We start from the raw sequence: 20,825 nt of genomic DNA on the forward strand, positions 1-20,825 counted from the left end.
GGCGGACGGTCCGCACGATCACCGCCGCCGACGCCGCCCGCACGACCGCCGGCGGATACGTCCCGGCCGGATCGCCGGGCGCCTCCGGCCAGAAGGGACCCGCCCGTGCCCACTCATCCGTCGCCCGCGATAGCCGCGACCACCAGCGGCTCCCGGCTTCCGCTCGTCGCACTGCCGCAGAACGACCTCCTGACGGTCAACGGCGACGAACTGCCGCCGGTCAAGGACTCCCTCGGCCCCGGGGTGGACGTCAAGGTGCTGCGGCTCGACCTGGAGAGCGGCACCTGGGTGCTGCTCGCCACCGTCCCGCCCGGCTTCTCCTTCCCGATCCACTACCACACCGGCCCGGCGGAGGTGCTGACCCTCCGGGGCCGCTGGCTGTACCGGGAGTACCCCAACGACCCGCAGACCGCGGGGTCGTACCTCTACGAACCCGGCGGCTCGGTCCACACCTTCTACACCCCCGACGACAACACGGAGGACACGGTGATGTTCATCCGGGTCGCCGGGGCCAACGTCAACTTCACCGAGGAGGGGGCGTTCCACTCCATCGTGGACGCGGTTTCCATCCAGTACCTCGTCGACCGGTCGGTCCGGGACGGCATCCGCGGCATCCGGTACATCAACGGCTCGGCCACCGTCGTGGCCGGCGACCGCTAGGGGATCTCGCGTGTCCACCTCCGTGACCGGCGAGTTCGCCGGCCGTACCGCCTTCGTCACCGGTGGCGCCTCCGGGATCGGCCGGGCCGTCTGCCGGCGGCTCGCCGAGGGCGGTGCGGCGGTGATCGTCGCCGACCGCGACGCCCGGGCCGCCGCCGAAGCCGCAGCCGAACTGACCGCGGGCGGCGCCCGCGCACTCGCGGTGTCCTGCGACGTCACCGACCCCGACGCGGTCGCCGCGGCCGTCGCCACCGGTGCGGAGCGCTTCGGCGGGCTGCAACTCGCCGTCAACAACGCGGGCATCACCGGCACCCGGGGCCTGGTCGGCGAGCTGACGGCCGAGGAGTGGCACCAGGTGGTCTCCGTCAACCTCGACGGGGTGTTCCACTCGATGCGGTACGAGATCCCCGCCCTGCTCGCCGCGGGCGGCGGGGCCGTCGTCAACATCGCGTCGGTCGCCGGTACGGTCGGCCTGGCGTCGGGCTCGGCGTACACCGCGGCCAAGCACGGTGTGGTGGGCCTGACCCGGTCCGCCGCGTTGGAGTACGCGTCCCGCGGCATCCGGGTCAACGCCGTCGGGCCCGGCTTCGTCGACACCCCGCTGCTGGCCTTCGCCGACGAACGGCAACGCGCCTATCTGACGTCGCTGCATCCCGCGGGGCGGCTCGGCACCGCGGAGGACGTCGCCGAACTGACGGCGTTCCTGCTGTCGGACCGGGCGGATTTCATCACCGGCAGCCATCAACTCGTCGACGGCGGCTACACCGCCCGCTGAGCGGGCGGGCCGCACCCCCCAGCAAGGAGCACCGCCATGAAGGCGTTCCAGTACCACACTCCCGGGCAGCCCCCGTCGGTGACGACCGTGCCCGATCCCGAACCCGGCCCCGGCCAGGTGGTCGTGAAGGTCGAGGCGGCCGGGGTCTGCCACTCGGACGAGGTCATCATGGGCCTGCCGGCCGACCGACTCTGGTTCCCGCTGCCGCTGACCCTCGGCCACGAGGCGGCGGGCACCGTCGCCGCGCTCGGGCCGGGCGTCGAGGAAGTACGCACGGGTGACGCGGTCGCCGTCCACGGAGCATGGGGCTGCGGTGTCTGCCGGGCCTGTGCGCTGGGCCGGGAGAACTACTGCCCGCACACCGAGCGGCTGGGAATCCACTCTCCCGGGCTCGGCGCGCCCGGCGCGATCGCCGAGTACCTCCTGGTCGACTCCGCCCGCCATCTGGTGCCGCTGGACGGCCTCGACCCGGTGCGGGCGGTGCCTCTCACGGATGCCGGCCTCACCCCGTACCACGCCGTCAAAAGGGTCCTGCACCGGCTGGTTCCGGGCAGTACGGCGGTGGTCATCGGCGTCGGCGGCCTCGGGCACCTCGGGGTGCAGATCCTGCGCGCACTGAGCGCGGCCACGGTCGTCGCCCTGGACGTCGCCGAGGAGAAGCTGGCGCTCGCCCGCGCCTGCGGGGCGCACCGCACCCTGCTCTCCGACGAGCGGGCGGCCGACGGGATCCGGGAGCTGACGGGCGGTCTGGGAGCCGAGGTGGTACTGGACTTCGTGGCGAACGACGCCACGCTGAGGACCGCCGCGAAAGCGGTCGCGAAGGAGGGCGAGATCGCCGTCGTGGGTCTCGGCGGCGGTCGGCTCGGCCTGGCGGCCGGGCGGGTCCCGTACGGCGTCACCGCGTCCGTCCCGTACTGGGGCACCCGGCCGGAGCTGGCCGAAGTGCTCGCGCTGGGCCGGCTCGGCGAGCTGGACGTGCACATCGAGACGTACGGCATCGACGAGGCGCCCCTCGCCTACGAGCGCCTGCACGCCGGGAAGGTCACCGGCCGCGCCGTGATCCTGCCCGGCGCCTGAACCGTCCCTCCCACCCCGCTCCGAGGAGTCACCCGTGCCCACCGCACCCCTGTATCTGGAAACCAAGCTGGAGACCGTCGCGTCCGGAGTCCACGTCATCGGCGGCCAGGGCCGGTCCCTCGCCGTGGAGACCGACGGCGGAGTGCTGCTGGTCGACACCGGCGCGACCCCCGAGATGGCGGCCCGGATGCGGGCCGCGCTGCGGGAGGTGACGGACGCGCCGGTGCGGTGGATCGTCTACAGCCACGGCCACCTCGGCTACAACTACGGCGCCCGGCGCTGGCTGGACGCCGCCGCTGAGGCCGGCGAACCCCGCCCGGTGATCGTCGCCCAGGACAACCTGGTCCGCCGCTACCGCCGCTACCAGGAGACGGCCGGGCTCCAGAACCACTTCAACACCCTCCAGTTCCGCGGCGGCGCGGACATGACGTTCGACGACCTGCCCCCGCTGACGTTCCCCGACCTCACCTACTCCGACTCGTACACGGTGCACGCCGGCTCCGGGCGCGCGGTGCAGCTGCTCTGGGCGCCCTCGGAGACCGACGACACGACGGCCGTCTGGCTCCCGGAGGAGAAGGTGCTGTACGGCAGCGCCGCCCTGATCGCCGCCCTGCCGAACGTGGGCACCCCGCTGCGGACCCTGCGCGACCCGGTCCGCTGGGCCGACACCCTCGACCGGCTGCTGGCGCTCGGCCCCGAGGTCGTCGTACCGGAGTTCGGCCGCACCACCCGCGACCCGGAGCTGATCCGCGGCTGGCTGGGCGGGGCGGCGCAGGCCCTGCGATGGCTGCGCCGGGAGGTGGTGGAGCGGATGAACCGCGGGATGACCGTGGGCGCGATCCTCCACGACGTCGACTACCCCGACGACATGTTCTCGCCCTGGTGGATGCGGGAGACGTACGGCCACCGGGACTATCTCGTCCGCGACATCTACCGCTCGGAGAACGGCTGGTGGGAGGAGCGGAACCCCACTGCCCTGCACCCCGCCCATCCGGACGCGTCGGCGACCGCGATCGCCGACGCCATCACCGACAAACAAGCCGTCCTCGACCACGCCGCCCGGCTCCATGACGAAGGCCGCACCCAGGAAGCGCTCCACGTCGTCGACCTCCTCGCCCTCGCCCCGGGCGACGACCCCCACCACACCGCCGCCGCCACCCTCAAGCGCCAACTCTGCGCCGCCCTCGCCACCCGCAACCCCAGCTACGTCTCCCAGAGCATCTACCTGGCGGCGGCGGAGGGCGAGTGACGTACCACCGCAAGCCCGAGGAGTCCCCGATGAAGCCGTCCCCCTTCGTTTCCGCGGTCCGCGGGCTGGAGTTCACCGGTCTGGCCGCCGGACCGGTCGACGGCCCGCCCGTACTGCTGCTGCACGGCTTCCCCCAGTTCGCCGACTGCTGGCTGCCGCTGATGGACGGTCTCGCGGCAGCCGGATACCGCGCCGCCGCCTTCGACCAGCGCGGCTACGCGGACGGCGCCCGCCCCTCCGAACCGTCCGCCTACGCCACCGAGGAGCTGGTTTCGGACGCCCTCGCAGTCGGGGCGGACGTCTTCCACGGCCGGCCGTTCCACCTCGTCGGCCACGACTGGGGCGGCGGGCTCGCCTGGCAGGCGGCGGGCTCCGCGCCGGACCGGCTGCGCACCCTCACCCTGCTCTCCACCCCGCATCCGTCGGCCTTCGCCGCGGCCCTCGCCGATCCCAAGAGCGACCAGCGGGAACGCTCCCGCTACATCGGCTACTTCCGCAGCCCCGGGCAGCGGGCCGAGCAGGGGCTGCTGAAGAACGGGGCGGCCGGCCTGTACGGGGTGTACGAGGACCTGGGCGCCGATCGGGCCGCGCCCGCCGTCCGGCGGCTGGCGGCGAACGACGGCGCCGCGCTGACCGGCGGCCTCACCTGGTACCGGTCGGCGAGCCTCCTCCTGGACCCGGGCCCGGTCACACTGCCCACCCTCTACATCTGGGGCGAGCTGGACCCGGCGCTCGGCCGGGACGCCGCCGAGTCCACGGCACGGCATGTCGAAGGCCCGTACCGCTTCACCGAACTCTCCGGCGCCGGCCACTGGCTGCCCGAGCTGGAAACCGACCGGGTGCTGCCGGAACTCCTGGCCCACCTCGCCTGAAACCCCGTTCCCGTATCGCGCTCTGTTGAGGAGTAGCCGCTGTGAAGGCCACCAAGGCAACCGACACCGACATCCCCCTCGCCCATGACATCGAGGTGGAGGACGTCGCCCCCGGCGTGTACACCATCGGCGGCGCGGGGCGCTCCCTCGTCGTGGAGACCCCCGGCGGGCTGCTCCTGGTCGACGCGGGCGCGACGCGTCCCATGGTCCAGGAGATGCAGCGCACCCTACGGGCCCGGACCGGCGCTCCGGTCCGGTGGATCGTCTACAGCCACGGCCACCTCGGCTACAACTACGGTGTCGGGCTCTGGCTGAAGGAGGCGAAGCAGCTCGGCCACCCGCGTCCGATGATCGTCGCCCACGAGAACCTGGTCCGCCGCTACCGCCGCTACGAGGAGACCACCGGCCTCCAGAACCACATCAACGCCCTCCAGTTCCGGGGTGCCGTCCCGATGCTGGAGCGGCTCCCGCTGACGTACCCGGACCTCACCTACACCGGTTCGTACACCGTCCACGCAGGACCGGACCGCACGGTGCAGCTGCTCTGGGCGCCCTCGGAGACCGACGACGCGACGGCCGTCTGGCTGCCGGAGGAGAGGGTGCTGTACGGCGGAGCGGCCGTGATCGACGCGATCCCGAACGTGGGCACCCCGCTGCGGACCCTGCGCGACCCGGTCCGCTGGGCCGACACCCTCGACCGGTTGGCGGCCCTGGGCGCACAGGTCCTGGTGCCGGAGTTCGGGCCGATCGCGCGGGGACGGGAGGCGGTCGACGCCTGGCTGAGGGAACCGGCGGCCGTGCTGCGGTGGCTGCGCCGGGAGGTCGTGGCGCGGATGAACCGCGGAATGACCGTGGGCGCGATCCTGCACGACGTCGACTACCCGGACGGCATGTTCGACAAGCCGTGGCTGAAGGAGACGTACGGCCACCGGGACTACCTGGTCCGCGACATCTACCGCTCGGAGAACGGTTGGTGGGAGGAGCGGAACCCCACTGCCCTGCACCCCGCCCATCCGGACGCGTCGGCGACCGCGATCGCCGACGCCATCACCGACAAACAAGCCGTCCTCGACCACGCCGCCCGGCTCCATGACGAAGGCCGCACCCAGGAAGCGCTCCACGTCGTCGACCTCCTCGCCCTCGCCCCGGGCGACGACCCCCACCACACCGCCGCCCGCACCCTCAAGCGCCAACTCTGCGCCGCCCTCGCCGAGCAGACCACCAGCTACATCTCCCAGAGCATCTACGCCAACGCGGCCCGGCGGTCCGGGCCCGCGGAGACGGGGGAGCCCGCGTTGTGAGCACGGTCCGCCCGGCCGGGTCGATGGCAGTGATGCTGTGCGTGGAGGGCGACCTGCGGTGCCGGCGCTACGGGGAGCCGGTCGCGCGGTCGGGTGAAGTCCCCGGCCATCGAGCTGGCACCGCTGCGGGTGAACGCGGTGGCACCCGGCCCGGTGGACACCCGCCGCCATCTGATGGGCGAGGCCGAGTACCGCGCGGCTTCGGCTTTCCGCCCAGTGGTGGATAGTCGGTGTACCCGTCCGCTCCGCCACCTTGGAAGCCGTCGGGGCGGGCTTCGTTGAGTGAGGCGCCGATCCGGCAGCGGTGATCTCGGCCATCGCCAAGGAGCGGGCCACCGACGGCGGGAGCACCCGAGGCCGACAAGAACGATGACCAGCCCACCGGACCTTCGCCCACCGGACCTTCAACCGGGTGCTCGAGCAACGCGAGGCCGCCGACCGCAAGCGCTGCGGCTCCTCCGTGGCACAACCCACCGAAGAGCAGGCGCCCGGAAGCGGCACCGCGATCGCGGTCGGAGCACTGATCGACGGCATCCCCGAATCCATCGCGATCGGCCTCACCGTCGCTGCCACAGGCGGCTCGGGGGCGCCGGTCGTCCTGATCGCCGGCTTCTCCCTGGCCAACATTCCCCAAGGCATCTCCAGCGCGAGCGGCATGCGCCAGGCGGGCCGGTCCCGTAGGGACGGACCTATGTGCACGACGGACGCCGTACCGACACGAGCCTCCGCTCCGGGGTGCGGTCATCCCCGGGAACGGGCCGACACCATGTCCTCGGTGTCCTTGGGCCCGCGCCGCCCGAGGTGCGGACGCGGCTCCCCGACGGGGCCTGCGGACGTCCTCATTCCGTTCGGCTCCCTCTCCGAAGCGGCCGTCTGACGGTCGGTGTGTGCGGGCCGGGTCCGGATGGCGGGAGGACGAAACCGACCTCGGCGCCGCCGTCGTCGTCGGCGTCCGTCGCGAACACCGTGCCCCCGTCGGCCGTGACGCTGTCGTGCACGATGGCCAGGCCGAGCCCGGACCCCGGGGTGGCCTGGGTGCGCGAGCCCCGGTAGAAGCGGTCGAAGACGGCGTCGCGGTCGGCCGGTTCGATGCCGGGGCCCCGGTCGCGTACGGACAGTCGACAGCCTTCGACGTGCAGGGCGACCGGGGTGTCCCGCGGGCTGAACTTCACCGCGTTGCTGAGGAGGTTGTCGATGCAGCGCTGGAGCGCCCGGGGCCTGGCCCGTACCGGAAGGGGTTCTTCGGCGGTGACGGTGATGGTGCGGCCGGTGCGGGCGCGGTGGCGGTGCGCGGCGTCCTCGGCGAGGACGGCCAGATCGACGGTGACCGGGGCCTCGTCGGTGTACCGGTCGGTGGCCAGCTCGACGAGTTCGCGCACCAGGTCGTCGAGTGCGGCCGTCTCGGTGACCAGGGTGGTCAGGATCTGTTCCTCGTCTTCGGGGGCGAGCCTGCCGCGGCCCCGTTGCAGGAGTTCGGCGCTGCCGCGCACCGAGGTGAGCGGGGTGCGCAGTTCGTGGCTGGCGTCCTGGACGAGCCTGTGCTGCTGGTCCCGGGAGCGGCGCAGCGCCGTGAGCATGGAGGCGAAGCTCCGGGTGAGCTCGCCCACCTCGTCGGAGCCGGCCGGAGGGAGGTCGGTGGAGAGGTCCCGGGTGGCCGTGATGCGCGCGGTGGTACGAGCGAGGTTGCGGACCGGCCGCAGGATCCGGCCCAGAACGAACCAGCTCAGCAGGGCGGACAGGGCGAGGGCGGCGGCGGTCGTGCCGGTGACGCGCCACAGGAACGCGTCGTCGACGCGGGCGGCGCCCTCGTAGCTCTGCGCCACCATGACCGCGTCCCCGCCGGGCAGCGGCCGGGTGAGGACGCCGTAGTCGGTTCCGTCGATGACGACGTCCTCCAGGTGTCCGCCCTGCCCCGTCCGGGCCACCCCCAGGGCCGATGCCGAGACCGGGATGCGCGGGCCGGAAGGGCTGAGGCGGCGCACCGTTCCCCGGTCGGACAGGACCTGGTCCGCCATGCCCTGTCGGGGCGGCGGTGTCAGGCCGGCGGCGACCAGGGTGTGGACCGTGTGCATGCGGTCCTCCAGGCCGCGTTCGAGCTCGTCGTCGACGAGGTCGCTGACGCCTCGGTACGACATGACGGCGGCGAGGGCCATGGCGAGCGCGGAGGCCGCGACGACGACTGCGGTGACCTTGCTGCGGAGCGTGACGCCGGGCCGCACACCGGGGGAGCGCGCCATCAGCCGACCCGCACGGTGTAGCCGACGCTGCGCACGGTGTGGATCAGCCGGGGCTCGCCGCCCTGTTCGGTCTTCTGGCGGAGGTAGCCGATGTAGACGTCCAGGGAACGGGAGGTGGTGTCGAAGTCGTAGCCCCAGATGCTCTCGTACATCTGGGACCGGGTGAGGACCACGCCGGGATGGCAGAGGAGGAGTTCCAGCACGTCGAACTCGGTCTTGGTGAGGTCGAGTCGGCGCGGTCCGCGGAACGCCAGGCGTGCGTCGGGGTCCAGGGTGAGGTCCGCGACCGCCAGCGCTCCGCCGGCCCCGGCCGGCTCGTTGCGGCGCAGCAGCGCCCGTATCCGCGCGAGGAGTTCCTCCGTGGCGAACGGCTTGGCGAGGTAGTCGTCGGCCCCTGCGTCCAGTCCGGCCACCCGGTCGCCCACCTCGTGCCGTGCTGTGAGGACCAGTACGGGCAGACGGTCGCCGCGTCTGCGCAGCATCCTGCACAGACCCAGACCGTCCAGGTTCGGCATGACCACATCCAGCACCGCCACGTCCGGCCGCTCCCGTTCGAGGAGGCCCAGGGCCTCCAGTCCGTCGGCGGCCAGCAGCACCTCGTAGCCCTCGAAGCGCAGCAACTGGTCCAGGGTGCTGCGCACTCCGGGGTCGTCCTCGGCGACGAGCACGGTGCGGGGGTGCTCCGTTTGGTCTCTCATGTGATCATCTTGGCCGGTGGTGGGCGCCGGCCCGCTCGTCCGGCCGGTTGCCCGCGCGGTGTTCCACGGTCACGTGCGCACAGCCTCGACGGTGATCGGCGCCAGGCCGCGCAGGCAGGACGTGTCGCCGGGGTCGCCGGTGCGAAGGAAGCGAGTGGAGACGCCGGTGACGCAGCCGGTCGGCTCCCACTCCGGGACGTGACCGGTGTTGGGCACCGAGAAGAACCTGCCGTCGCGGAACTGCCGTGCGGCCCGGACCCCGTTCGCGTCGGGGGTGTTGGCATCGAGGTCGCCGGAGAGCACGAGGACCGGGACGTCGGGCAGTTGCGGGTGCGTGGGCTGCGGCTCGGGCGCGGTGTTCTCACGCGGCCAGCCGATGCAGACGTCCCCGCCGTCCGTGGGACCCTCGTTGAAGCCCTCGGCGCTGAACGCGCCGTGCTCACCGTGGTCCACGCCCGCGAGCGCGGCCCGGTACTGTCGCCACCGCACGGACACCGGTGCCTCCGTCGACCAGGGCTTGCGGTAGTCGTTGCACACGACACCGATGTACGGGGCCTGGTCTTCCTCGCTGCCGGACGCGCCCTCCTCCTGGACCAGCGTGCGCAGCGCCGACACGTCGCCGTTGGCGAACCGGTTCAGTGCCGCGGGCAGCCGTCCCAGCAGCGAGGGCCGGTCCGGTGCCGCCCCGACCTCGCGGCTTGCCGCTTCGTACAGCAGGTTGGCGAGCTTGCCCTCGGTGAACCGTACGGAGTACGTGCCGTGTTCGGTGGCGACCGGGACGGCCATCGGCTGGGTCCCCAGCCGCGCGGCGGCGGTCGTGAGGTCCCGTATCGCCTGCTTCCCGTCGCAGGCGGCCGGGGCGCTGCGCTCGCACACCCGGCGCAGGGTCGTGGAGACGGCCTGGGCCTGGGGGCGTCCCAGCGGATCGAAGGCGAGGGGGTAGGCGCCGGACTGCACGATCGAGCGGACCCGCTCGGGGTGCCGGGACGCGTAGACGGGCATCAGGTACGTGCCGTACGACAGTCCGTACAGGGAGAGTTGGAGCACTCCCAGGCGGGCGCGGGCGGCGTCGATGTCGTCGGCGGTGGCCGCGCTGGTGTACGCGGCGGCCCTGGGCCCGAGGTTCGCGGCACACCGTTTCACGGCGTCGCGCTGCTGGGTGCGGGTGCCGAAGCGGTACTCGGCGTCGGTCACCCCGCAGGGGATCCGCTCGGAGTGACCGGTGCCGCGCGGATCGACGAGGAGGAGGTCGTGCTCCTTCAACAGGTCACCGAGGGCGTGGCCGAAGATCGGGGCCCGTTCGATGACGACCTGGCCGGGACCTCCGGTGTTGACGGCCACGGTGCCCTTGGCGGCGCCGGGTGCGCTGTGCCGTACGACCGCGTAGCTCACCTTGACCGTCCCGAGCGCGGACCTGCCCTCGGCCAGCGGACGGTCCAGCGTGCCGCAGTCGACCTGGTGCCCGGGGACGGTGGGGCACCACGGCGGGGCGGTCGCGACCCGAGGCACGGAGGGGGCCGCCGAAGCCGTCGGTCCGCCCACGGGCGAGGTGGAGGCGGCGGTTGCCAGCAGCGCCGTGACGGCGATGGCCAGTCCCGCCCGCCGCGCCCTCCGCTTGTTCCTGTACGTCATGTGCACTCCCTGTGCCCGCTTTCGGCGAAGGCCGTTCGTCGCTGTGCTTCCGTCAGCGGCGAGGTCGTCCCTCATCTGCGGGAACGACATTGCCTGGCGCGTTTCACGGCGACGACAGAGCGATGACAGAGCCACGTAAGAATCGGAAGGACGCTGGCAGCACCGACCCCGCTCCGCTCGGTGGAACTCGCCTGCGCAGCGGGAGATCCTGCACCCGCTTCCGCTGCACACGGTCGATGTGCTGGTCGACGGCGGGTACGAGCCCAAGCACGAGGACGAGCTCGTGGGAGGCGACATCTACGACGTCGTCGAGTCCCCGTGGGGCACCCGTGTGCTGATCGGTGACGTGCAGGGCAAGGGGCTGGCCGCCGTCGGTGCCGCACTCGCCGTGGTCGGTGCCTTCCGGGCCGCGGCCCATCGGGAACCCGCCCTCACCGCGGTCGTGGACTTCCTGGACGCCTCCGTCGCCTGGTACAACGCCCGTACGGAACGAACGGGTGGCGAGGGGCGTTTCGTGACCGCGCTCGTCCTCGGCATCGACGCGCACGAGGAGGCGCAGGCGATCAACTGCGGACACGTGCCTGCCTACCTGTTGTACGGCGGCTCCGTGACGACGCCGCCGCTCAGCACCCGCGCCCCCCTCGGGCTCGACGAACTCACGGACGAGCCCATGGCCGTCGACTCGTTCACCTTTCCTGTCGGTGCGACGCTGTTGTTGAGCACCGACGGGCTGTCGGAGGCGCGGGCGGCGGACGACAGCTTCTACCCCGTCGAGGACGGCCTCGCGCGCCGTGCGTACCTCGACCCGGCGGAGCTGCCGCTGGCCCTGTGTGACGACGCCCGCGCGTTCGCGGGTAGGAAGGGTCGGCAGGACGACGTCGCCGTCCTCACCGTCCGTCGCTCACACGTACCCGCTCAAGTCGACCACCCGCACGCTTCGGTAGGCACCGGCGGATCGAGGATCTGGCAGCCGTAGTGATGGCTGGTCAGAAGTCCGGTGAAGCCGCGGTCGAGATCCTCCCGCGGTGTGCCTGCGGGCTGATGCCGCGCACCCGTTGGAAGGCGTTGCTCAGCGCGGACGAGCGGCTGTAGCCGACCTTGCGGGCGATGGAGTCCAACGTGGCGCCCGGCTCGCGCAGGAGGTCCGCGGCGAGGTCGAGTCGGTGACGGGTCAGATACGTCATGGGCGGCTCGCCGACCAGGTCGTGGAAGCGGCGCGCCAGGCCCGCACGGGAGACCCCGCACTTCGCGGCGAGCGACGCCACGGTCCAGGGGTGGGCCGGATCGTCCCGCACCAGCCGCAGCGCCCGTCCCACGACGGGGTCCCCCATGGCGCGGTACCAGGCCGGGGCGCTCGCCTCGGGCCGGGAGAACCAGGCGCGGAGCGCCGACACCAGAACGAGGTCGAGGGCGCGGTCGAGCACCGCGTCCTGGCCCGCCCCGTCGCGGGCGATCTCCTCGTCCAGCACCGGCAGGAGGGGCCAGTTCCACGCGTCGGCCGGCAGGTGGAGCAGGGGCGGCAGGGCGTCCAACAACGGTCTGCTCACCTCGCCCTCCATGCGGTAGGTGCCCACCTGCATCACCGCTGAGCCGTCGGGGTCGTTCCCCCATGTCCGTACGCCCATGGGACGCGTCTCGGTCAGCGGATCGCCGCGCAGGGTACGGCTGCTGCCGTCGTGCGCGATGAACGTCCGGGGCTCGGTCGTACGGCTGTCGGCGAGCGTGTAGCGGGTGGGCCCCCGGGTCACGGCCGCGTCGCCCGGACGCAACAGCACGGGCTCTCCCGCCTCGGGCACGACCCACGCCTCACCGCGCGTCATGCACATCAGGGACAGCGAGGCACCCTCCTGGACGAGGACGGACCAGGGCGGTTCCATCACCATCCGGAGCAGACACGCACCACGGGCCCGAGGGCCGTCCAGCAACCCGGCAAGAACATCCACGCGCTCCTCCTTGGACGAATGCGCATGCAATTGAGCGCTACAGGCGTTGAGAGTCTTACATTTCGACATAAAATTAGGTACATGAGCTATGAAAAGCAGACATATGGTACAGAAGCTGCACGCACCTACCTGGTGACGTCGGCCACCGGGAAGAACGGGCGGCGGGTTGCTCGAAGGCTCGCCGACCGGGGCGTCACGGTGCGGGAGGGCTCCCGTCGCGGTGAGACCGTCTTCGACTGGCAGGCGCCCGAGACATGGACGACCGCCCTCAGGGGAGTGAACCGCGTCTTCGTCAGCTACTACCCCGATCTGGCGTCGGCCGGCGCCGCGGACGCCATGCGCGCCTTCGGCCGCGCGGCTGCCGAGGCGGGCGTGGAGCGGCTCGTCCTGCTGTCGGGGCGCGGCGAGCCGGGGTCGGAGACCTCGGAGGCGGCATTGCGGGATGCGGGCGTTCCGCTGACCGTGGTGCGCTCGTCCTGGTTCGCCCAGAACTTCAACGAGGGCGAGATGGCCAGGGGCGTGGACCAGGGCGAGATCGTCTTCCCGGCCGGGGACACCCCGGAGCCCTTCGTCGACCTGGACGACGTCGCGGACGTCCTGGTCGCCGCGCTCACCGAGGAGGGGACCGAGAGCCGGACCTACGAGGTCACCGGGCCGCGACTGCTCACCTTCGCGGACGTGGCGGCCGAGATCTCCCGGGCGTCCGGGCGGGAGGTCCGCTACGTGCCGGTGTCGGCCGACGAGTACCGGGCGCTGCTGACCGAGCACGGCGTTCCGCAGGACGTCGCGCAGTGGACGGCGTACCTGTTCGCCGCGCTCCTCGACGGCCACAACGCGAGCACGACCACGACCGTGCGCGACGTCCTCGGCCGGGAACCGCGCGACTTCACGGAGTACGCCCGGCGCGCCTGGGCGGACGGTGCGGCGTAGGGCAGCGCGCTCACGGCGCCGGGCGGCGGCATTCGATTTCGCGGCAGCCACGGGTGAAATCCTCCACAGATCGAGCGGGAGTTCACCAAAACGGTGATGACGGTGGGTCGTGAATCTACAATCCTCCGCACGTCGGAAGCCTTCAGTGGGAACCTCGCCATGGCCGGTTAGGCTGTTAATCGACCCCCCCCAAGGGTCGCATCACGACAATAGACGGCATGTCATTTCGCTACAGCCAGGGCAACCTGCGAGGAGGTGGCTGCGATGAAAATCGCGCAGAGGACCGTAGACGGCGTCTTCATCGAACATGCGGCACCAGGAGCCTTCTCTTCCGCTCCTCCCATCGTTCTTGTTCACGGTGCGGGCCACGGCAGTTGGGTGTGGGAGAACTTCCTGCCGTATTTCGCCGCGCAGGGCCGGGACTGCTACGCCTTCAGTTGGTTCAACCACCGTGGGTCCCGCGGCCTGCCGGACGACCAGTTCGCGAAGCGGTCCCTGGTCGACACCGTGGAGGAGTTGACGACGGTGGTCGACCTCGCCGGGCAGCCTCCGGTGCTCGTGACCCACAGCATGGGCGCGATCGTCGCGCAGAAGTACGCCGAGGACCATCCCGTGGCCGCACAGGTCCACATCACCCCCGCCATCTGCGCGGAAGTCGGTTTGGACGTCGATGTGGACGTGGACCCGGCGACCCCGGTGGGGCCGGGGCCCTTCGAGCAGGCGTGGGACCTCTACCTGGGCGGTACGTCCGAGGAGGACGCCCGCCGCTACTACGCCCTCTTCTCGCACGAGTCGCCGAGGGCGATCAAGGAGGGGGTGAACGCGCTGGTGAGCGTCGACCGTACGCGTCTGGGTGGGCCGTCCCTGCTCGTCGCGGCCGAACACGACGTGGTCGTGCAGGCGGAGGACGTCCGCCGGAGCGCCGCGTACTTCGGCTCCGACTACCTGTTCCTGCACGGCCGTTCGCACAACGTGGCCCTGGAGCCCCGCTGGCGCGAGACGGCGCACCGCATCCACTCCTGGCTCACCCACAAGACCTGGTAGGAGCCCCGCTGCCAGGACGGCCCGGCTCGCGACCGAGACACTCCCCCTCTCGGTCGCGAGCCGGGCGACTTCGTCCGTGACGTCAGGTTCCCCGTGCGGCGAGGGCTTCGATCTCGATGAGCATGGCGGGGTCGGACAGGGCGCTGACCTCGGCAAGAAGGCTGGCCGGGCGGCAGCGGACCGCCGCGAGTTCGTCCATGAGGACCCCGTACTGCGCCTTGCACTCGACCAGATCGGTGGTGAAGACGCGGATCTGCACCACATCCGCCATCGTCATCCCCGCTTCGGCGACGGTCCCGCCGAGCCTGTGGAGCGTGAGCCTGATCTGGCCGGCCATGTCGCCCTCGTGGGCGACGGCTCCGTCGTCGTCGCGCGCCTCGTGGCCCGCGACGAAAAGCAGGCTCTGCGTTCCGTCGACCCGAACCGCATGGTTGTACATCAGCTTTCCGCCCACGACGCGTGGGCCGATCTCCGTAGGACTCATCCCTGCTCCTCGATTCGTCGTTCCGCTGTGTGGGCAGTGTGGCGACAGCGCGTCGTCCACAGCGGCATTCGCACGGCGCGCCACGTCGGAGCGGGGGAAGAATTTCGCCATCGTGAGCGTTCACCTTTTCGTCGTTCCGTCCGACGTCCGTGTAAGAATCAGAGATGAGAGGCGATATCTCCAAGTGGAACCCGCAGTACCCGGAAAAACCCACTTGGCGAGCCTCAGGAAGTGCTGATTTCCGCCATGCTCGACCGTATTGACGTCAACATCCTCCACGCGCTGCAGCGGGCTCCGCGGGCCGCGTTCAATCGCATCGGCGAGGCCGTCGGCGTGTCCGAGCAGACGGCCGCACGCCGCTTCCACGCTCTGCGGCGTTCCGGTGCGATGAACGTGGTCGGGCTGGTGAATCCGGCCATGGACGGTCAGGCCCAATGGGTTGCCCGCATCCGGTGCCGACCCGACCGCGTCGTCGCCCTCGCCCAATCGCTGGTCCGGCAGCCGGAGGTCGCCTACGCCCATCTCTCCACGGGGGGAGCCGAGATCGTCTGCGCGATCCGTTCCCCCCTGGACTCCGGACGCAATCCGTTCCTGTTGGACCAGATCCACAGCTCCGCCGCGGTCCTCGACGTCCGGGTCGACATGATGCTGCACACCTTCGGTGGGTGCGGCGCCAGTTGGACCGGGCACGGCGGCGAGTTGGGTGAGGACCAGGTGCGGATGCTGACCGCCGGAAGGGCGCCGCACACGGCCGGCGCGCCGATCGTCCCGAGCGAGGACGACTCCGCACTGCTGACGGCGCTGGCCGGCGACGGTCGCACCAGCTATACCCGCCTCGCCCAGCTCACCGGCTGGTCCAAACCCCGCGTGGCCCGACGCCTGGAGGTCCTGGAGGAGTCCGGCACCCTCTTCTACGACGTAGAGCTGATGCCCGAGCGCCTCGGCTTCCACGTCACCGCCACGCTCTGGCTCAGCGTCGCCCCCGAGTTCCTCCAACAAGTGGGGGAGGAGATCGCCTCCCACGCGCAGGTCGCCTTCGCCGGGGCGATCACGGGCGACAACAACGTGATGGCCATCGTCATCTGCCGGGACACCGAGGACCTCTACCGATATCTGACGACCCGTCTGGCGAGGATCCCGGGGATTCACCGTCACGGCATCAGCCTTCGATCGCGCAGTCTCAAGCGGTCGTCCTCCCTCATCTCCCACGGACGTCTCGTGCTCGCCGACTAGCGCTGGCGCGGAGGCGTCGAGCGGGCGGCGCGGGCCGTCCCGTCGCCCGCGTCGATCCGGTTCCCGGCGACCGGTCGACGACCCCCGGCCCCTGCCCTGATCCGTATCCGGACGCACTGCGGTCGTCCACCCCACAGCCCTGTCACGCCCGTGTCGGAAGTTGCCCGGAAACAGCGTGCGGACGTCGGTTTCCGTGATTCTCGCGGGTCCTGGTTGGGCCCGGGCACGGGACGGCCGGAAGGTGGAGGCCGTCCGATCCCGTCACACAGCAGCGAGGAAGATTGACGTGAGTACTGTCGAGGCGGCGCCGAACGGAGCACTGGAGGGGCGGGTGGCCACGCTCGTCATGGCCTGCGTCGGCGTGTTCGTCGCCTACCTGCCGGTGACCGCCGTCTCCGTGAGCCTGCCGGCGATCCAACGGGCGCTCGACGCGACGACCTCCCAGCTCTCCTGGGTCTCGGCGGCATTCGTGCTGCCGATGGCGGCGCTGATCCTGACCGCCGGGGTCATCGGGGACGTCCACGGCCGCAAGAAGGTGTTCCAGGCGGGCCTGGTCTTCGCGACCGCGGGAGCGGTGGTGGCCCTGTCCGCGGACTCAGTGCCGGTGCTTCTGACGGGGCAGGCGCTGTCCGGGGTAGGTGCTGCTGCCTTGCTGCCGAGCACCCTGGCGCTGATCAGTCAGGCCGTACCGGACCCGGTGGAGCGCGGCAGGATCGTCGGCGTGTGGGCCGCCTCGCTGATGGCCGCGCTGGCCGCAGGTCCGCTGGTGGCAGGGGTGATCCTCGAAGTTGCGTCCTGGCGCTGGATATTCCTGCCCGCCGTGCCCATGGCCCTGCTCGCCCTCGCGGTGTCCGTGCCGCTGGTGAGCGACTCGAAGGCACCCGGCACGCGTCGACTGGACTGGCCCGGCCAGGTCGCCGCCGCCGCGGCCGTCACCGCCCTGGTGTACGGCGTCATCGAGGGCGGTGCGAGTTCCTTCTCGCAGACGCGCGTGGTGTTCGCCCTGGTGCTGAGCGCGGTGTCCCTCTTCGCCCTCGTGCTGATAGAACGGCGCAGCGCGAGCCCGATGCTCGCCCCGGAGCTCTTCCGCAGTGCGGCGTTCAGCGCCACCGCGCTGATCGCCATGATCACCTTCCTGGGGCTGATCGGGTTCTTCTTCGTCCTCAGCCTCTACTTCGGCATGGTGCAGCAGCTCGACACCCTCGACACCGCGTACCGGATGCTCATGGTGACGCTCGTCTGTCTGGTGGCCGCGGTGCTCGTGGCCCCGGTGATGCGCCGAGTTCCCGCCCACGCCCTGATCACCTCCGGCCTGGTGCTCATGGCAGGTGCCTTGCTGTCCCTGACCACGGTCGACGTCACCACCTCCTTCACCTCGTTGGCCTGGCGACTCGGCCTGCTCGGCCTGGGCATGGGCCTGGTCATCACCCCGATGACCACCGCCGCGGTCGGCTCCGTACCGCTACGGCTGGCCGGCATGGCCGCGGCCGGGAACAACGCCTTCCGCCAGGTCGGCGGTGCCCTGGGCCCGGCGCTGATGGGCATGCTGCTGACCACCCGGGCCGTGGGGACACTGCCAGGACACCTGGCCGACGCCGGTGTCGACCCCGAGACGACCCGGCGCATCACGGGCGCCGTGGCAGCCGACGGCCTGGGCGCGGTCGGCCAACTGGGGCTGGGCCCAGTCGAGGGCCGCGCGATCGGCGCCCTGTCCGCCGCCTTCCTCGACGGCCTGGTCCTCTGTCTGCTCGTCTCCGCCTCCCTGGCGCTGGTCGGCGCATTGCTGAGCACCGTCCTGCTGCGCTCGCCGCGCCGGGCGCGGCACCGCTAACGCCGCCTCCCTTCGCCGTTCCACCGTCTGCCCTCCCACCACCTCCTCGGCCGCGGACTGGGCCATCCGACGTGCTCGGCGCTGTGCCGTACGCCGACAAGCGACGATGGCCGCCTACGATGACACCCGGCCTCCCGCCCCGCCCGCCCGTCCTCATGTCCCGCTGCCCGCGGGTGTGACCCCTGCGGAGCACACGTGTTGGATCCGCTCGACCTGAAGCTGCTCCAAGCGCTGCAACTGGACGCCCGCGCGCCGTTCAGCCGCCTCGCGCAGGTGCTCGACGTCTCCGACCAGACAGTGGCCCGGCGCTTCCGGCGGTTGCGCGCCACCACACGGCTTCGCGTGGTCGGCGTCGCCGACGAGACCCGACTCGGCCGCACCAACTGGCTGGTGCGCCTGGGCTGCGCTTCGGACGGGGCGGCGAACTTGGCGACGGCACTGGCGCGACGGTCGGACACCGCCTGGGTCGGTCTGCTCTCGGGAGGTACCGAGGTGCTGTGCGTGATGCAGCCGCGCAGCGCCCAGGACCGGGACGAACTGCTGCTCGGTCGTCTGCAGCGTACCCCCCAGGTGGTCTCCGTCAGCGCCCAGTGCCTGCTGCACCGCTTCTACGGCGGTCCCCACGGCTGGCTCGACAAGATCGACGCCCTCGACCCCGAGCAGGAGGCCGCGCTACGGCTGCCACCGGTCGACCCGGCGAGCGGCCCCGTGGAACTCGACGAGTCCGCCGAGCGCCTCCTGGCAGTGCTGCACCACGACGGGCGGGCCACCTCCACCGAACTCCAGGCGAGCACCGGGCTCTCCGAGTCGGTGGTGAAGCAGCGGTTGGAGCAGCTGCGCGCGACCGGGGTCCTCTACTTCACCGTCCAGTACGACCGTCAGGTCCTCGGCAGCGAGGTGGCGGCCATACTGTGGTTGACGGTGTCGCCGGGAGCGCTCGCCGCCAGTGGGAGCGCCCTGGCGACCCACCCCGAGGTGCAGTTCGCCGGAGCCGTCACCGGGCAGGCGAACCTCGTCGCCACGACGCTGCACCGCACCACGGACGAGCTCTACGCCTACCTCGGCGGACGGATCGGCGTGCTGCCGGGCGTCCACACCGTGGAGACGGCACTGACGTTGCGTCAGGTCAAGCAGTTCACCTACGACCCCGCCCGCTGAGAGCGCCGCACGCCAGGGCGGACGGCCGTGAGCTCGCCGCATCTTGTTGTAACAATTATTGTTACTATGGGACGAGGTGAGACGGGGAGGTGCGGTGTGAGTGCCAACAGCAGATTGACCATCGCGGCGCACGCGCTGACGTGGATCGGGCTCTATCAGCGCCGCGGTCACGAGGTCGCCACCTCCGAGCAGATCGCGACGAGCGTCAACACCAATCCGGTGGTGATCCGGCGCCTGCTGGGGGAGCTGCGCAAGGTCGGACTCGTCGACTCGCGACGAGGCGCGGGAGCCGGCTGGACGCTCTCGCGGGACCTGGTGGACATCACCCTCCTCGATGTCTACGAGGCGGTCGAAGCGGGGCCGATCTTCGCCCTGCACCGTTCCGCGCCGGACCCTGAGTGCGTCGTGGGTCACGGCATCGGGCCGGCGATGACCGCCGTGTACGACGGGATCGAAGCCACTCTCCGTAAGCAACTGGCGAGAACGACACTGGAGGACGTCCTGCGGGACGTGCTCGAAGTCGCCTGATCCACCTGCACCTTCGCGGGTGGATGACCCAGGGGCGAGCCCGAACGAGTCGTCGAAGCCCCCTAGGCGAGGGCCTCGACGCCGTGGCCCAGGCCGGCAGTCGCCGGCAGGTCCACGTGGCCCGTGCGCGCCGCGGATGCGAACACCTCGCCGGCCAGCGGATCTTCGGTCACCAGCAGCGGTCCCACCAGATCCGCCGGCACCGTCGCATGCGGCAGTGCCGCAGTGAGGTGGGCCGCCGCCAGTGTCGCCACCCCCAGTTCCGGCATCGTGCCGAGCTTCACCGCCAGCCCCGCGGCCTCCGCCAGCGCCGCGATCTGGCGGGCCCGGTGCAGACCTCCCACCTTGAGGATCTTGATGTTGAGGACGTCCGCCGCCCCCCGGCGCACGATCTCCATCGCGTCGTGCAGCGACTGCATGCTCTCGTCGGCCATCACCCGCACCGCGCCCCCGCGCCGCAGGGCCGCCATGCCGCGCAAGTCCCAGCGGGGCAGCGGCTGCTCGACGAAGTCGAGACCCGCGTCGGCGAGCCGGGCGACCGTGCGCGCGGCGGTTCCCGGGACGTAGCCCTCATTGGCGTCGAGGCAGAGTTCGACCGCCGCCGGCACCGCCTCGCGGACCAGCCGCACCAGCCGGACGTCGAGTTCGGAGTCCTCCCCGCCCTTGACCTTGATGTGGGTGAAGCCGCGGGCCGCGTAGTCGGCCGCCTCCGCGGCCATCTCCTCCAGCGTGCCGAGGCCGACGACCCAGGCGGTCGGCACGCTGGTACGGACACCCCCGCCGAGCAGCAGATGCAGCGGCCACCCCGCGGCCCGCGCCACCAGGTCGTGCAGGGCGATGTCGAGCGCGGCCTTCGCGAGGCGCTGGCCGCGTATCGCCGCGTCCATCGCGGTGTGCGCCCCGGCCAGATCGCGTGGATCGCGGCCGACGAGGGCGGGCGCGGCGTGCTGGGTGAGGGCGGTCTCCAGGCCGGCGAGCGTCTCACCGGTGTACGCGGTCATCGGGGACGCCTCACCGAAGCCGGTGACGCCCTCCGCGGTGCGTATCTCGACCACGACGCTGATCAGTTCGGGACTGGTTCCGCTGCTGATGACGAAGGGGCGTCGATAGGGGACCCGGACGACGCGCGTATGGATCGAGGCGATCTTCAAGCACGGCTCCTTTATGGTTACG

The 20,825-nt window shown here is 71.6% G+C and carries 19 protein-coding genes and 1 pseudogene; 14 read left to right on the plus strand and 6 right to left on the minus strand.

The genetic code is table 11. The features are described from left to right. Nucleotides 1-105: 105 nt before the first annotated feature. From ABZ842_RS34235 to ABZ842_RS34265, 7 genes are all read left to right on the plus strand, one after another. On the plus strand, nt 106-660 hold the full coding sequence (locus ABZ842_RS34235; RefSeq protein ID WP_361546028.1) for a 2,4'-dihydroxyacetophenone dioxygenase family protein: 555 nt from the start codon (nt 106-108) through the stop codon (nt 658-660). 10 nt (nt 661-670) lie between these two features. After that, on the plus strand, nt 671-1,435 hold the full coding sequence (locus ABZ842_RS34240; RefSeq protein ID WP_361546031.1) for an SDR family NAD(P)-dependent oxidoreductase: 765 nt from the start codon (nt 671-673) through the stop codon (nt 1,433-1,435). A gap of 36 nt (nt 1,436-1,471) precedes the next feature. Then, nucleotides 1,472-2,512: an NAD(P)-dependent alcohol dehydrogenase gene (locus tag ABZ842_RS34245; protein ID WP_361546033.1), complete on the plus strand. Its 1,041-nt coding sequence runs from the start codon at nt 1,472-1,474 to the stop codon at nt 2,510-2,512. A gap of 34 nt (nt 2,513-2,546) precedes the next feature. Next, nucleotides 2,547-3,761 carry an alkyl sulfatase dimerization domain-containing protein gene (locus ABZ842_RS34250; RefSeq protein WP_361546036.1) on the plus strand — a complete coding sequence of 405 codons (1,215 nt, stop codon included), beginning with the start codon at nt 2,547-2,549 and terminating at the stop codon, nt 3,759-3,761. Next, nucleotides 3,758-4,633 carry an alpha/beta hydrolase gene (locus tag ABZ842_RS34255; RefSeq protein WP_361546039.1) on the plus strand — a complete coding sequence of 292 codons (876 nt, stop codon included), beginning with the start codon at nt 3,758-3,760 and terminating at the stop codon, nt 4,631-4,633. The genes ABZ842_RS34250 and ABZ842_RS34255 overlap by 4 nt, the downstream gene beginning before the upstream one ends. Nucleotides 4,634-4,674: 41 nt before the next feature. Next, nucleotides 4,675-5,934, plus strand: coding sequence for an alkyl sulfatase dimerization domain-containing protein (locus ABZ842_RS34260; RefSeq protein ID WP_361546042.1), 1,260 nt, complete (start codon nt 4,675-4,677; stop codon nt 5,932-5,934). A 412-nt stretch (nt 5,935-6,346) separates the two neighbouring features. Beyond that, a complete protein-coding gene (locus ABZ842_RS34265) occupies nt 6,347-6,811 on the plus strand; it encodes a hypothetical protein (protein ID WP_361546045.1) in 465 nt (154 codons plus the stop codon). Here the strand turns inward: ABZ842_RS34265 and ABZ842_RS34270 are convergent. The 3 genes from ABZ842_RS34270 to ABZ842_RS34280 form a co-directional block, all read right to left on the minus strand. Next, nucleotides 6,774-8,171 (minus strand): HAMP domain-containing sensor histidine kinase, encoded by a 1,398-nt coding sequence (locus ABZ842_RS34270; protein ID WP_361546048.1) that lies wholly within the window; start codon nt 8,169-8,171, stop codon nt 6,774-6,776. The two genes, ABZ842_RS34265 and ABZ842_RS34270, sit on opposite strands and share 38 nt — an antisense overlap. Beyond that, a complete protein-coding gene (locus ABZ842_RS34275) occupies nt 8,171-8,869 on the minus strand; it encodes a response regulator transcription factor (protein ID WP_361546051.1) in 699 nt (232 codons plus the stop codon). The genes ABZ842_RS34270 and ABZ842_RS34275 overlap by 1 nt, the downstream gene beginning before the upstream one ends. Before the next feature lie 69 nt (nt 8,870-8,938). Continuing rightward, nucleotides 8,939-10,501 carry an alpha/beta fold hydrolase gene (locus ABZ842_RS34280; RefSeq protein ID WP_361546054.1) on the minus strand — a complete coding sequence of 521 codons (1,563 nt, stop codon included), beginning with the start codon at nt 10,499-10,501 and terminating at the stop codon, nt 8,939-8,941. A gap of 196 nt (nt 10,502-10,697) precedes the next feature. Between ABZ842_RS34280 and ABZ842_RS34285 the strand changes: the two are divergent. Continuing rightward, nucleotides 10,698-11,477 (plus strand): annotated as a pseudogene (locus ABZ842_RS34285) (PP2C family protein-serine/threonine phosphatase); the annotation flags it as partial. Between the two features lie 10 nt (nt 11,478-11,487). On the opposite strand, the gene ABZ842_RS34290 reads toward ABZ842_RS34285, so the two are convergent. After that, the gene (locus ABZ842_RS34290; protein ID WP_361546057.1) at nt 11,488-12,444 is read right to left on the minus strand and encodes an AraC family transcriptional regulator; all 957 of its coding nucleotides are present in this window, start codon (nt 12,442-12,444) and stop codon (nt 11,488-11,490) included. Between the two features lie 81 nt (nt 12,445-12,525). On the opposite strand from ABZ842_RS34290, the gene ABZ842_RS34295 reads away from it, so the two are divergent. Both ABZ842_RS34295 and ABZ842_RS34300 read left to right on the plus strand, forming a co-directional pair. Further along, nucleotides 12,526-13,374, plus strand: coding sequence for an NAD(P)H-binding protein (locus ABZ842_RS34295; RefSeq protein ID WP_361546060.1), 849 nt, complete (start codon nt 12,526-12,528; stop codon nt 13,372-13,374). A gap of 264 nt (nt 13,375-13,638) precedes the next feature. Continuing rightward, on the plus strand, nt 13,639-14,418 hold the full coding sequence (locus ABZ842_RS34300; protein WP_361546063.1) for an alpha/beta fold hydrolase: 780 nt from the start codon (nt 13,639-13,641) through the stop codon (nt 14,416-14,418). Between the two features lie 82 nt (nt 14,419-14,500). Here ABZ842_RS34300 and ABZ842_RS34305 read toward each other — a convergent pair whose 3' ends face one another. Then, on the minus strand, nt 14,501-14,902 hold the full coding sequence (locus ABZ842_RS34305; protein WP_361546066.1) for a Rid family hydrolase: 402 nt from the start codon (nt 14,900-14,902) through the stop codon (nt 14,501-14,503). A gap of 246 nt (nt 14,903-15,148) precedes the next feature. Between ABZ842_RS34305 and ABZ842_RS34310 the strand changes: the two genes are divergently transcribed. The 4 genes from ABZ842_RS34310 to ABZ842_RS34325 all read left to right on the plus strand — a co-directional run bounded on the left by ABZ842_RS34310 (nt 15,149) and on the right by ABZ842_RS34325 (nt 19,652). Next, nucleotides 15,149-16,135 (plus strand): AsnC family transcriptional regulator, encoded by a 987-nt coding sequence (locus tag ABZ842_RS34310; protein ID WP_361546069.1) that lies wholly within the window; start codon nt 15,149-15,151, stop codon nt 16,133-16,135. Nucleotides 16,136-16,481: 346 nt separating this feature from the next. Continuing rightward, nucleotides 16,482-17,966, plus strand: a complete 1,485-nt coding sequence (locus ABZ842_RS34315) for an MFS transporter (RefSeq protein WP_361546108.1) — start codon at nt 16,482-16,484, stop codon at nt 17,964-17,966. Between the two features lie 195 nt (nt 17,967-18,161). Continuing rightward, nucleotides 18,162-19,124: an AsnC family transcriptional regulator gene (locus tag ABZ842_RS34320; protein ID WP_361546072.1), complete on the plus strand. Its 963-nt coding sequence runs from the start codon at nt 18,162-18,164 to the stop codon at nt 19,122-19,124. 96 nt (nt 19,125-19,220) lie between these two features. Further along, nucleotides 19,221-19,652 carry an Rrf2 family transcriptional regulator gene (locus tag ABZ842_RS34325; RefSeq protein WP_361546075.1) on the plus strand — a complete coding sequence of 144 codons (432 nt, stop codon included), beginning with the start codon at nt 19,221-19,223 and terminating at the stop codon, nt 19,650-19,652. Between the two features lie 62 nt (nt 19,653-19,714). On the opposite strand, the gene ABZ842_RS34330 is transcribed toward ABZ842_RS34325, so the two are convergent. Continuing rightward, nucleotides 19,715-20,803, minus strand: coding sequence for an enolase C-terminal domain-like protein (locus ABZ842_RS34330; protein WP_361546078.1), 1,089 nt, complete (start codon nt 20,801-20,803; stop codon nt 19,715-19,717). Nucleotides 20,804-20,825 lie beyond the last annotated feature (22 nt).

This window comes from Streptomyces sp. NPDC047315, assembly GCF_040643215.1.
In the GTDB taxonomy this organism is placed as follows: domain Bacteria; phylum Actinomycetota; class Actinomycetes; order Streptomycetales; family Streptomycetaceae; genus Streptomyces.

What these genes read in the sequence shown, in the direction of transcription:
- ABZ842_RS34295 (WP_361546060.1), top strand. Translation starts at nt 12,526, where the DNA reads ATGAGCTATGAAAAGCAGACATATGGTACAGAAGCTGCACGCACCTAC.
- ABZ842_RS34315 (WP_361546108.1), top strand. Translation starts at nt 16,482, where the DNA reads ATGGCCTGCGTCGGCGTGTTCGTCGCCTACCTGCCGGTGACCGCCGTC.
- ABZ842_RS34245 (WP_361546033.1), top strand. Translation starts at nt 1,472, where the DNA reads ATGAAGGCGTTCCAGTACCACACTCCCGGGCAGCCCCCGTCGGTGACG.
- ABZ842_RS34275 (WP_361546051.1), bottom strand. Translation starts at nt 8,869, where the DNA reads ATGAGAGACCAAACGGAGCACCCCCGCACCGTGCTCGTCGCCGAGGAC.
- ABZ842_RS34310 (WP_361546069.1), top strand. Translation starts at nt 15,149, where the DNA reads ATGCTCGACCGTATTGACGTCAACATCCTCCACGCGCTGCAGCGGGCT.
- ABZ842_RS34280 (WP_361546054.1), bottom strand. Translation starts at nt 10,501, where the DNA reads ATGACGTACAGGAACAAGCGGAGGGCGCGGCGGGCGGGACTGGCCATC.
- ABZ842_RS34270 (WP_361546048.1), bottom strand. Translation starts at nt 8,171, where the DNA reads ATGGCGCGCTCCCCCGGTGTGCGGCCCGGCGTCACGCTCCGCAGCAAG.
- ABZ842_RS34305 (WP_361546066.1), bottom strand. Translation starts at nt 14,902, where the DNA reads ATGAGTCCTACGGAGATCGGCCCACGCGTCGTGGGCGGAAAGCTGATG.
- ABZ842_RS34300 (WP_361546063.1), top strand. Translation starts at nt 13,639, where the DNA reads ATGAAAATCGCGCAGAGGACCGTAGACGGCGTCTTCATCGAACATGCG.